Source organism: Paenibacillus sp. EKM10P (assembly GCF_011800655.1).
In the GTDB taxonomy this organism is placed as follows: domain Bacteria; phylum Bacillota; class Bacilli; order Paenibacillales; family Paenibacillaceae; genus Paenibacillus; species Paenibacillus polymyxa.
The window spans coordinates 644,238-655,925 of sequence record NZ_JAALET010000002.1; the positions used below are offsets into that span (position 1 = coordinate 644,238).

At 46.6% G+C, this 11,688-nt stretch carries 11 protein-coding genes and 1 riboswitch; all 11 genes read right to left on the minus strand.

Features of this window, described 5'->3' with window-relative positions:
* Positions 1-17 precede the first annotated feature (17 nt).
* Positions 18-482, minus strand: coding sequence for a 6,7-dimethyl-8-ribityllumazine synthase (gene ribH / locus HFE01_RS08375; RefSeq protein WP_025366264.1), 465 nt, complete (start codon positions 480-482; stop codon positions 18-20).
* A 29-nt stretch (positions 483-511) separates the two neighbouring features.
* A complete protein-coding gene (gene ribB / locus HFE01_RS08380; protein WP_016822243.1) occupies positions 512-1,195 on the minus strand; it encodes a 3,4-dihydroxy-2-butanone-4-phosphate synthase in 684 nt (227 codons plus the stop codon).
* A gap of 74 nt (positions 1,196-1,269) precedes the next feature.
* Positions 1,270-1,935 (minus strand): riboflavin synthase, encoded by a 666-nt coding sequence (ribE, locus tag HFE01_RS08385; RefSeq protein ID WP_016822244.1) that lies wholly within the window; start codon positions 1,933-1,935, stop codon positions 1,270-1,272.
* Between the two features lie 330 nt (positions 1,936-2,265).
* Positions 2,266-2,438, minus strand: a riboswitch (FMN riboswitch).
* A gap of 68 nt (positions 2,439-2,506) precedes the next feature.
* Complete coding sequence (locus HFE01_RS08390; RefSeq protein WP_016822245.1) at positions 2,507-2,974, minus strand: IDEAL domain-containing protein; 468 nt, start codon at positions 2,972-2,974, stop codon at positions 2,507-2,509.
* 219 nt (positions 2,975-3,193) lie between these two features.
* Positions 3,194-5,482, minus strand: a complete 2,289-nt coding sequence (locus HFE01_RS08395; protein ID WP_107733412.1) for a thiamine pyrophosphate-dependent enzyme — start codon at positions 5,480-5,482, stop codon at positions 3,194-3,196.
* Positions 5,482-6,495 carry a 2-oxoacid:acceptor oxidoreductase family protein gene (locus HFE01_RS08400; RefSeq protein ID WP_107733411.1) on the minus strand — a complete coding sequence of 338 codons (1,014 nt, stop codon included), beginning with the start codon at positions 6,493-6,495 and terminating at the stop codon, positions 5,482-5,484. The genes HFE01_RS08395 and HFE01_RS08400 overlap by 1 nt, the downstream gene beginning before the upstream one ends.
* 255 nt (positions 6,496-6,750) lie before the next feature.
* Complete coding sequence (locus tag HFE01_RS08405) at positions 6,751-7,185, minus strand: peptidylprolyl isomerase (protein WP_013310775.1); 435 nt, start codon at positions 7,183-7,185, stop codon at positions 6,751-6,753.
* 162 nt (positions 7,186-7,347) lie between these two features.
* Positions 7,348-8,715 (minus strand): diaminopimelate decarboxylase, encoded by a 1,368-nt coding sequence (gene lysA, locus HFE01_RS08410; RefSeq protein WP_016822250.1) that lies wholly within the window; start codon positions 8,713-8,715, stop codon positions 7,348-7,350.
* Positions 8,716-8,825: 110 nt separating this feature from the next.
* Positions 8,826-10,520: a spore germination protein gene (locus tag HFE01_RS08415; RefSeq protein WP_107733410.1), complete on the minus strand. Its 1,695-nt coding sequence runs from the start codon at positions 10,518-10,520 to the stop codon at positions 8,826-8,828.
* Between the two features lie 26 nt (positions 10,521-10,546).
* Complete coding sequence (locus HFE01_RS08420) at positions 10,547-10,969, minus strand: stage V sporulation protein AB (RefSeq protein ID WP_107733409.1); 423 nt, start codon at positions 10,967-10,969, stop codon at positions 10,547-10,549.
* Positions 10,966-11,607 (minus strand): stage V sporulation protein AA, encoded by a 642-nt coding sequence (locus tag HFE01_RS08425; protein WP_016822253.1) that lies wholly within the window; start codon positions 11,605-11,607, stop codon positions 10,966-10,968. Before HFE01_RS08425 ends, HFE01_RS08420 begins: the two co-directional genes overlap by 4 nt.
* Positions 11,608-11,688: the final 81 nt, after the last annotated feature.

Below are 11,688 nucleotides of genomic sequence, written 5' to 3' on the forward strand. Positions count from 1 at the left end.
TTCAGCCATTTATATCATTAGAACTGCTTACCGAGATTGGCCATTTCAATCGCAGCCAGCGCAGAATCCCAACCTTTATTACCAGCCTTTGTACCTGCCCGTTCTATGGCCTGCTCAATATTTTCCGTAGTCACTACACCAAAAATAATAGGGACACCCGTTTTCAGACTGCTTGCCGCCACACCCTTGGCCACTTCATTGCAGACGATATCATAGTGTGAAGTAGAACCACGGATAACCGTGCCAAGCGTAATGACAGCATCATACTTTCCACTTGCGGCCATTTTTTGTGCGATAAGCGAGATTTCAAATGCACCCGGCACCCACGCTACATCAATTTCATCTTCCTGTGCACCATGTCGTTGAAGTGCATCAAGTGCACCGCTCAACAGTTTGCTTGTAATAAATTCATTAAATCTGCCCACCACAATACCATACTTTAAACCATTCGATACGAGATTACCTTCCAGAAAACGTGCCATGCTTATCAACCTCTCTTTTTTTGAATTATTTACAATGACAAACGACGACGGTAGTCGATTAAATGCTGAATGCTAATCAGCTTCAATTGATGTCGCTTGGCGATCACGACCAAATCAGGTAAGCGGGCCATCGAACCATCTTCCTTTATAATTTCGCAAATGACCCCGGCAGGCTTAAAGCCGCTGAGTCGGGCCAGATCGACAGCCGCTTCAGTATGACCGGCACGCTGCAAGACCCCACCATCGCGAGCAATTAGCGGGAACATGTGACCAGGTTTGCGAAAATCGCTGCCCGTGATTGCTTCGTCGGCTAAGGCACGAACAGTCAAAGAGCGCTCGGCCGCTGAAATCCCCGTTGTTGTCTTCATATGATCTACCGATACCGTAAAGGCGGTACCGTGAAAATCTGTGTTTTGCTCTACCATAGGATGCAATTCCAATGCCTTGGCTCGGTGCTGTGTGATCGGCACACAGACCAATCCGCGACCTTCTGTAATCATGAAATTGATCACCTCGGGCGATGCTTTTTCAGCCAAAGCGATAAAGTCGCCTTCATTTTCCCGCTGTTCATCATCCACTACAATAACGACTTTGCCGTTCTTTAAATCCTCCAATGCTTCTTCGATGGAATCCAATCGAATCTCTTCGTCGTGGTGCAACTCATCCTGCTCCATGATGTTTGTCGTTGCACTTGTTTGGATGCCTCTATCCATAACCCTCTCCTCCTTATGTCTTGTGTCACGAATGCTCCTGAACCAATTTTTCTATTATTCTGTAACAGGCTGTATCAGGCAAAGCCGTGTTTCGCCAAATAGTCCAAACTAAGTGGGGCTTGATCGGCTCTCTCCATCGACGCTGAACCTCTGTAATGTAAAAGTTGCTCCACATATTTGCCCAATATATCGCATTCAATATTCACGGTATCTCCCTCACGTTTGGCTTGTAAGGCCGTTTCGGCTAAGGTGTGGGGGATAATAGATACAGCAAAGCTATTTCTCGTCCGCTGCGCGACTGTGAGGCTGATACCATCAATTGTAATTGACCCTTTGAGAAGAACATATTTAAATAATGCTTGATCAGAAGGCTCAACTTCGAACACTACCGCATTCTGCTCTGATGTCACTCCGCGAATCGTACCCGTCCCGTCCACATGTCCCTGTACGATATGTCCTCCGAATCTTCCACTCGCCGCCATCGCCCGCTCCAAATTGACTCGACTGCCGGATCTGAGTTCCCTTAGATTACTGCTGCGAAAAGTCTCAGGCATCACATCAACCTTAAAATCTTTAGTACCAATCTGTATTGCCGTCAGGCAAACACCATTCACCGAGACACTGTCGCCTATTTTCAAATCGTCCAATACCACAGAACCCGAAATACCCAGCACCATCGCTTCACCACTTTTGGAAATACTTTGAATGCGACCCACTTCCTCGACCAATCCGGTAAACATGCTTTCACTCCTTTCCACTACATTTCAGTTTATCCCTAATTCATCAGCTGTAAGCGCAAATAACCCCCAGTCAGGATTCAATCCGTCATGGGGGTGATGAGAGTCACATATGTAGTATACAAGCGCAGTTCATACATGTATTAAAATGACATGAAATCATAGGTCTGCCAAAAGAAAGCATGATGACAATACAGCCAATTACGCTCAGAACACTATCGAAAAGAAAGCTTAATAAAAGCTGTCGTCCGATGCTGTCCTACAACGAAATAAGCCGTACGTACTTTTACGTATGCTAAAAATTGGCACATGTCACGTCATGCACATGCGCTTCGTATCCTTCTCCCATCCAGACTATACTGTCGGTCCCGGAATTGCACCAGGTCCACCTTCTGCTGATTGTTCAGCATCCGGGTCACGGACTAAGCCATGCTGTGTTCGCAGAAGCGATTCACAAACATGTCATCACCGCCGGTGGGGAATTTCGCCCCGCCCCGAAGGATCTTGCTCTTATTTAATTGAATTAACATTAAACTTGTTACGTATATTAGCACCGACTTCTAAAAAAAGCAAGTTATCTAATCGAAGCTCCTGCTTTGCTTTTGACATATTGAGTGGAGAGTTCCTCAAACCAGGTTTTATCATTCATATGAAGCGCCAGGTCAATCAGATCGGCCAGTTCGTCGACTCCAAGCTGCGTATCATGATCAAAGGTAATGACAGCTGAAGCAACAGGTCCTCGCTCTCCCTCAGAACATGCTTCATAATCCAGTCTTACATCCACATGCCCATCAATAAACTCGCATTTTAGAAAATAAATAATTTCACACATTAAAATAGGGCGCACTTGTGTTTCTAACACGCAATCCATCACCTTGGCAGAATAATGCTGGTTCGTCAGCGTGAATTTGTGTTCTGTTGCCGCCAGCGATGCCCGTCCAAAATCATCCGTAAACTTGAGTTCCACTGGCGTGATGTTCATAACCTTGGGGATTTGCTTCTTTATAATTTCAATTATTTCAACTGTGTTCAGCTTAATCATTACCTGCACCTCATTGCATCTTAAAATTCAGAAGAAGACTTTATAACATACCTTCTATAGGCCTCCACTCCTATATCGGAAATCATTACCTGTTTTTTTATGCTTCAACCCATAAACGCAAAAAAAGATTCCTGGCGCAGCAAGCGCTAGGAATCTCAATCGAACCGGTGCCGAAACAGCGGCTAACAATGTTACACAATTATTATGCAAAAAACAGAATTACAACTCCGAAATTTCATGTTTCTTTTTCAGGATAGTCCAGCGACGCTCAATCTCCTGCTCAAAGGTAGCCAGCGTTGCTTCCTCTTTGAGAAGATGCTTCGTTTTACCCATTAATTTTAGCCATTCTGCGGCTGGAATCCGTTTTCCCTTGTCTTCCGGATTGTACGTAATCGTCGTGCTCCCTTGCTCGATTTCGTACAAGGGAAAGAAGCAAGACTCGACTGCGGCGCCCACGATGCTAGTACCCAATCTGTCTTCGGATTTCCAGTTGAGTGGGCAGGCGCACAGAATTTTACCATATGCCGTACCCACGTTGTTGGCGTACCATTGAGCCTTGGCGGCTTTGCGCAGCATATCCTGCGGATGACTTTCGGCTGCTGTAAAGGCATACGGGATGTTACAGGCGGCCATAATTTGCACAGTATCCTTATGATGCCCTTGTTTCCCTTTTTGCATTTTCCCTACACCCGACGTACTCGTCATATGCCCCATTGGAGTGGAGTACGATTGCTGAGAGCCTGTATTCATGTATCCCTCGTTATCATATTCTAGCATGATCAGTTTATGGTTACGCAGAGCCGCACCAATCGCAGAACCCATACCAATATCCATCCCGCCGTCACCACTGATCATGATAAAGGTCGGATCATCCGACATCTCAATTTCATTACGTCGCTTCATCTCCATATAAGCTTCCAGCGCTCCTGAAAGGGTAGCGGCCCCGTTTTGAAAAAGATTATGGATCATCGGTTGCTTGTGTGATGTGTATGGGTACCCTGTCGTCACCACATATACGCAGCCAGTCTGGAACAGTACAACAATGTCGCCTTCAATCCCTTTAAAAAACAGTTCTAGTGCAGACAAGGCTCCACAACCAGGACAAGCCCCATGACCCGGAGTAAGACGGCGTGGTTTGGTTGTTAACGAACGCAGAGGTGGTACCTTGACTTTGAGCTTCCCGGTTGCCTCGTCCGGCGTAACCTGAATCAGACCCGTACGGTATGCATTGCCACGTGGTGGCTGCATGACTTGCGGCATCACCTTGTCCGCTGAACCCGGATTAATCCCGTAATAATCAAAGGGCTTCTCCGCTCGTCCAGCCTCTGCCGCCTCAATCGCAAGCTGGAAGAACGCCTCTGCATCTTCCGCATAAAAATCCTTTCCTCCCAAGCCAAAGATACGGCTCAATACGAGGGTTTGATTCAGTGGGTCCTCCTGCAACGCCGCCTTAATTTCGTGCGTCAAATTACCGCCATCTGATCCGTACGAATCTGCACGTTCACCCACCAACAACGCCTTGACATGGCGCAACGCCTCCCGCAGTTGTGCGGCTGGAAACGGCCGGATAATATTCGGACGAATCACACCAGCTTTAATGCCACGCGCACGGAGTTGATCCGCCACATCCTTGGCCGATTCAGCCGCCGAATTCAGCAGAAATACCGCAACCTCAGCATCCTCCATATGATACAGGTCCAAAATCGGATATTCCCGACCGGATAAAGCAGCATATTCTGCTGCTACCTGCTCATATACTCCTTCTGAAAGCCTCAACGCTTCGGACAGTTGAACGTGATTATTCGTCAGGTCATCACCGTTCATATGCGCACCCACAGTGACAGGATGATCAAAATCCGTAATATTCGGATAATTCAGGTTCGGATTGGGGCCTACAAAATCGCGCACGGTCTCTGCATCGGCAAAATATTGCACTTTACGTTTTTGATGAGATGTATAAAAACCGTCGTATGCGACCATTACAGGCAACCGTACATCGCTATGCTCTGCGATTTTCAGGGCTATGATGTTCATATCATACACAGCCTGCGGCGTACTTGCCGTCAAAATGACCCAGCCTGTATTCAAACCATAATACAGGTCCGAATGATCCCCCCGAATATCCAAGGGACCACTGACAGCTCTTGTCACCAGGTTCATAACCATAGGGAAACGGGTACCTGACTGAACAGGCAACTGCTCCAGCATGTACAGGAAACCTTGCGAACTGGTGGCGTTCACAACCCGCGCTCCAGCTGCCGCAGCTCCATAACAAATCCCTGCCGATCCGTGTTCTCCATCGGCTGCAACCAGTTTAATATTATGCTGACCACGCGTTTTCATTTGATCCAGATACTGCGCTACCTCGGTCGATGGAGTGATCGGGAAATATCCCATCATATGATAATTGATCTGCGCAGCCGCCGTAGCTGCCATTTCATTACCGGATTCGAACGTTGTCACTTGTGCGGCGCCCGTCTGTTTGAGTTCCTCCTCCAGTTTTGCCATTACGCACGCCCTCCTTCATATACCGGAAATTGGTGGGCAACACGATGCTGCTCCGCCCAGCCCCATTGCTCGCGACGCGAGCTTAACGCCCCCGATGGGCAAATATCTACACATTTCAGACATCCTTTGCAATACTGGTAATCAATCCCTTGCAAAAACGGCATCATTCTTCCGCGTTTGTCTGCTCGCTCTTCCCATACAAAACAGTAATCCGGGCAGATCGAATCACACTTGGCACAATGGGTACATTTATCAGCTTCATATTCAGGCACATAACCCTGACGTGAACCACTAACATCTCTCGTCATACTGTTTCCCTGAGTCGCAATAACGCCTCCCAGTAATTGCGTTTCGTACCCCAGCAAAGGCTGCGGACGTTCAAAAACCCGATCCTGCGCGTCATCCGTAACCGGATATACGTGTAGTTCCATTTCCTCAAATCCACGGTTAAACGTACGCAGATTAGGTTCTACCAACTGTGGATTTTTCTTTTCAAAGGTACTGCGTATAACCGATCTCATTGCTTCCGGATCTAAGAAATCACAGACACGGAACAAGGCCCCCAGCATGGACGTATTCAATTTGGTTCGCTCTTCCAGTGCGATCCCCATTGCATCGACCACTGCTAATGTACCGGATACCAGTCCCAAATCAGCCCGTATTTCTTCTGCCGGACGTGTGGAATTGACCACTACAATCCCATCCGCTGGCAGTCCGCTGATCACATTTACCGTTTTGTATAATGTTTCATGGAAAATGCCTACCACATGCGGTTGCTCAATCGGACTGTGATCCCGAATATCCACCTCCGGCTCACAAAAGCGAACAAAGCTTTTAACCGGACTTCCCTTCTTTTCCGAACCATAGGATGAGAAATTTGAAGCATTCAGCCCTAGACCAAGCACCCCGGTTTCGGCTAACATTTTGCCAGCCAGATTAGCGCCGAGTCCACCAATGGATTCCAGCCGGATTTCAAAAAATCCGAGTCGATTTGTGCGCGTTAAAATAGACAATGTGATAAGCCCCCTTCTTTTCCAACTCTTACTGAGCTTGAATACTCATATAAAATAAATGGAAAATGCATTCTTATGAAAAGGCTATCACAACACTTACTTTTCGAATGTGATCTTACGCACTGTAATACCTACGTGATTGTAAAAATCAGCAAACCGTCAAACAAAAGACAACAAAAGCCGCTCTGTCCAAAGACAGAACGGCTTAGATGCAACGCTATTTAAAGGAATTCATATCATACATGTAATCGTAAATTACACGTCAAATACTTTAACCTCTTTCATTTTGTCGCCTTGTTTTACAGCATCAATGAATTCCATACCTTTGGTTACTTTACCAAATACAGTATGTACTCCATCTAAATGCGGCTGTGGAGCGTAGCAAATAAAGAATTGGCTGCCACCTGTGTTGCGACCTGCATGAGCCATGGACAGAACGCCTTTGGCATGCTTGGTTGTATTCGTAGCTGTTTCACAGTCAATGGTGTAGCCAGGACCGCCTGTACCATTACCGATCGGACAACCACCTTGAGCAACAAAGCCCGGGATGACGCGGTGGAAGCTCAATCCGTTGTAGTAACCGCTGTTTGCCAGCTTTTCAAAGTTAGCAACGGTGTTTGGAGCTTCTTCTGGGAAAAAGTCAATTTCGACGATACCGCCGTTTTCAAGATCTATTCTACCTTTTTTCATTGTTTGTATCTCCTTTTCAACCTGTTTTGAGAACTAAATAACATCAAGTTCCAGTTTACTATGAATTGGCGCGCTTAGCAAAGCCTTGTCCAAAAAAAGGGGCCATTGTCCCCGGTCTATGATTACCGACGCAATGGCCTGCTTGATTTTAGAATTCCACAATCAGGACGAAACCGTAATCTTGGCATTGGGCTGAACCACTGAGCTGGCTTGATCACGAACCAAGCGCTGTGGCAAAACATCGTTGCGAACAATATCCTCGTAGGTTTCCCGACGCACTACCAGCTCAGCCTCACCGTTGTTGACAAATACAACTGCTGGTCGGCGTATCCGGTTATAATTGCTCGCCATGGAGTAATTATAAGCTCCGGTTGAGGCTACAGCGAGCAAGTCTCCGCTATTCGGGCGAGGCAGTTCTACATCCCAAATAAGCATATCGCCGCTCTCACAGCATTTGCCTGCAATAGACACTGTTTCTTCGTTCGCATCTTGTGCTCGATTAGCCAGCATCGCTTCATACTTGGCCTGATACAGTGCAGGACGTGGATTATCTGTCATTCCGCCGTCTACGGAAACATATTTACGAACCTGCGGAATATCCTTGATGCTTCCTACCGTATACAAGGTTGTACCTGAATCACCTACAATACTTCGTCCCGGCTCTATCCAAATTTCTGGAAGCTCATCGTAAAGTCCTGAAAAATGAGTTTTCACCGCTTCGCCGATAGCCTGTACATAGGTGGATAGTTTCAGCGGTGTGTCCTCCTCTGTATAACGGATGCCAAATCCACCACCAAGATTAATCACCTTGAAGGAAAACTGAAGCTGCTCCTTAATCTCTCTGCAAAAAGCTGCGACCCGCTCGGCAGCCATTTGGAAGCCATTGACTTCGAAGATTTGCGAACCGATATGAGAATGTACTCCCAGCAGATTAAGATGATCCAGCTTGATAGCCTGTTCCACCGCTTGACGGGCTGTACCATTCGCAATGTCAAAGCCAAATTTTGAATCTTCTTGACCTGTGGCCATATATTCATGCGTATGCGCTTCAACCCCCGGCGTAACCCGCAGTAAAATATTGACCTGTTGTCCTTTTTCAGAGGCGAGAGCCTGTAACAAATGCAATTCCATCTTGCTATCAACGACGAAGCAGCCAATGTGCGCCTCTAACGCCATTTCAATTTCTTCCGGCGTCTTGTTATTGCCATGAAAATGGATTCGTTCTGCCGGGAATCCTGCTTGCAGCGCTGTGAACAGCTCTCCGCTGGAAACAACGTCAAGCGACATTCCTTCTTCAGCAGCTAAAGCGCACATGGCCATAACACAAAATGCTTTGCTTGCATAAGCCACTTGAAACTTTAAACCGGTCTCACGAAATGCTTCTATAAATTCCCGGCAACGCCGGCGGACTAACTGTTCGTCTACAATATATAGCGGCGTGCCAAAACGCTCTTTCAAAAGCGTGGTATCACATCCACCAATCTCCAAATGTCCATTGCTGTTAATTTTACTGCTTCCATGCAAATACATGTTCTGGCGCCTCTCTTTCTGGAACAAGCTAGTCATATTCCATCGAATGTTTACACCAGTATAGCAAAAAAAACATCAAGAACAATGGATTTTTATGCAGATCATTTATATTAATGCTCCTGTCCATTGCCTGAGTTCGAATCTGTGTTGGCATCCGTATGGGGCATACGCGTATTGTCCCTCGTTTTATTAAATGACGGGCGGTTAGGCGCATCAAGTACAGGCATACGGAACAAGATGGAAGCTAACGCTTTAGCATTAAAAGGAATGAACGGCCACAAATATGAAGAATTATATGACCGATGCAGCGTCAGCATCAAAATGATCAGTGTCGTGCCGACGACAAAGCCTGGTACGTGAAAAATAGCAACAGCAACCAGCAGGAATAGTCGAATCAGTCTATTCGCCAGTCCCAACTCATAGCTCGGTGTTGCGAACATCCCTATGGCAGCAACAGCCATGTACAAGACGACCTCATTTACGAACAGTCCTGTCTTAACCGCTATATCACCAACCAGAATGGCTGCAATCAATCCCATAGCGGAAGCCAGTGGTGTCGGGGTATGCACAGCTGCCATTCGCATAAGATCGACCCCTAGTTCCACAATGATAAATTGGGCAATCAGCGGAAGATGAGCTTCCTTCTGAGGACCAATAAAATCGAGAAACGCCGGTTTTAACTCGGGATTGATGACCATTAGCAGCCACATCGGAAGCAGAAACATTGAGGCGAATATGCCTAAAAAACGCACCCAGCGTAAATAGCTACCCATAAAAGCGGTTTGCCGATTCTCTTCTGCATGCTGGCACAGGTCAAAAAAAGTGGTAGGCAAAATCATTACGCTGGGTGAGGTATCAACGAAAATAACGAGCCTTCCTTCCATAATATGCGAAGCCACAACATCTGGTCGCTCTGAATATCGTACTAATGGATATGGATTCCAACCTTTATTGATAATTGTCTCCTCTAATTGCTTATCGGCCAGAGGAATACCATCCAGATTAACATTTTTAATTTTGTCTCGTACCGTATCCACCATGACCTTATCCACAATATCATCAATGTAGCCCAAGCATACATCTGTTCGGGTTCGGCGTCCGACCTGCATAGCCTCAAATTTAAGTCCGGGGTCTCGCAAACGCCGACGCACTAAACCTACATTCGTAAGCATCGTTTCCGTAAAACCATCGCGTGCACCGCGCACGACTCTCTCCAAGGAAGGTTCTTCTGGACTCCGTACCGGGTAATTACGAGTATCCAGAATAACAGAAAAACGCTCGCCTTCCATGAAGAGAGCACTCATTCCCGTCAACACCTTGTTTATGACGACGGACATCTTATCCGTCTTCTCCACCTGTATATGTGGAATAAAATTTTCAAAATACGCTTGGAGTCCAGCTGAAGTCATGTCATCCGGCGTCAGATAGGTAAGCCGCTTTAGCACCTCAAGCATGATCTGATCCTTGGCAAAGGTATTCAGGAACAGATACCCAATATGGCGGCCACCTGTTGTCATTTCCCTGAACACAACATCAAAGGTTTCTCCCAAACCCAATACCATTTTAAGAGTTTCACGATTTTCCTTCATCTTTGGCGAAATATCATCCTCAACCTGCCAATAACGAATGGATTCCTCTACATTATCAGAACGCTCGCTTTCTTTTTTGTGCTTAAGACGAGCGGCTTCCTGCTCCTGCTTTTGCTTCCAGGAGCCCGAACTTTCCCCATCAGTCTTATTTTCCCTTCCTATTGCTCCGTCTCCATGATAATGCTCCTGCTGATCCTGATCCGTTCTGTGATCCATATCTCTTGCCCCCTTCTTCTTCGCTATTAACGGTTGTATACAAACCAATCAAATAAGGAACCCGTTACCTTGCCAAGCACCATTGCCATTAACAGACCGAACATGTATACAGTCATATGGAGTCGCTTGGCCAGTATGGGCAGGAGATTCAGCACCTCTGTCAGAGCCGCGGCGAGCAAGCCAATAAACACTCCGCAAAATAGCCCGGGTATCCATGTAAACATGCCCGGTAATGGCAAGCAAATGTTCCAAAAATCGGCCACGGTTCCCACCACTGAACCTAAAATCATCGCCTTTTCGTATGCACGTGATTTTTTATACGTCCGGGTGAGTTGTGCTAATCGCGGCATGATATCCAGCACAATAAAAAAAGCAATCACACCGCTACCTACCGCCAGCCCCCCAGCGATACCCAAAATAATCTGAAGTGCACCCTGTACAAATATCATGGTTTCTTATCCTTTGTCTGCAAACGAGCCATCTTTTCATACTCCTCTGCAACAACATACTGATCCACATTTTCCTGATACAGATACATTTCCACCTCCAGGGGGGTCGGCTCCTCATTCCATTTTTTCTTGAACAAGTGATTAAAAAATACGATCATGCCAAAGCCGATGCCGATCGAGTAAGCAATTTGGAACAAGTACGGATGCTCATCCTTTTGTCCCGTAATCATCTCCACAATCCGAACCTGTACCTCCATCATGCTAACGTCAGCATGAAAGTTCATAATCGTCAGCGCAGAGCCAAAAAACAGCAGCAACCATACTAACACGAACAGTATTTTGGATGGCTTACGGGGTCTTTCCACGAGTTCCACAAGTACATGCGGTTTCCCGAGAGATTCAACTACGACTCCCGGAATATGATCTCTAATTTTTGATATGATTTGTAGCATGTCCACCAGTATCAGGTTACCGTCCTGCTTCTGCGGCCGCTTGAGAACAAGCTCAAGCAGATCCTTTTCCCATTCGGGCTCCGTCAGCAGGTGGGCTACATCGCCCAAATGTAAATCCTGCCCTTGGATCATACGCACACGGCTGCGGAGCCGCAAGTAGACAATAGGAGCCGGACTATGATTCATCCGATTCCCTCCTTATCCTCGTAATTACCGATTAGTATGGGGCGAAGCAAGCAAACCTATTCTGTGTATTGTCTTTTGTCA

Bases quoted from the DNA above. Each gene is read 5' to 3' on its own strand.
- HFE01_RS08405 (WP_013310775.1), bottom strand. From the start codon at position 7,185: ATGAAAAAAGGTAGAATAGATCTTGAAAACGGCGGTATCGTCGAAATT.
- HFE01_RS08425 (WP_016822253.1), bottom strand. From the start codon at position 11,607: ATGAATCATAGTCCGGCTCCTATTGTCTACTTGCGGCTCCGCAGCCGT.
- HFE01_RS08390 (WP_016822245.1), bottom strand. From the start codon at position 2,974: ATGATTAAGCTGAACACAGTTGAAATAATTGAAATTATAAAGAAGCAA.
- lysA (WP_016822250.1), bottom strand. From the start codon at position 8,715: ATGTATTTGCATGGAAGCAGTAAAATTAACAGCAATGGACATTTGGAG.
- ribE (WP_016822244.1), bottom strand. From the start codon at position 1,935: ATGTTTACCGGATTGGTCGAGGAAGTGGGTCGCATTCAAAGTATTTCC.
- HFE01_RS08415 (WP_107733410.1), bottom strand. From the start codon at position 10,520: ATGGATCACAGAACGGATCAGGATCAGCAGGAGCATTATCATGGAGAC.
- HFE01_RS08420 (WP_107733409.1), bottom strand. From the start codon at position 10,969: ATGATATTTGTACAGGGTGCACTTCAGATTATTTTGGGTATCGCTGGG.
- ribB (WP_016822243.1), bottom strand. From the start codon at position 1,195: ATGGATAGAGGCATCCAAACAAGTGCAACGACAAACATCATGGAGCAG.
- HFE01_RS08395 (WP_107733412.1), bottom strand. From the start codon at position 5,482: ATGGCAAAACTGGAGGAGGAACTCAAACAGACGGGCGCCGCACAAGTG.
- ribH (WP_025366264.1), bottom strand. From the start codon at position 482: ATGGCACGTTTTCTGGAAGGTAATCTCGTATCGAATGGTTTAAAGTAT.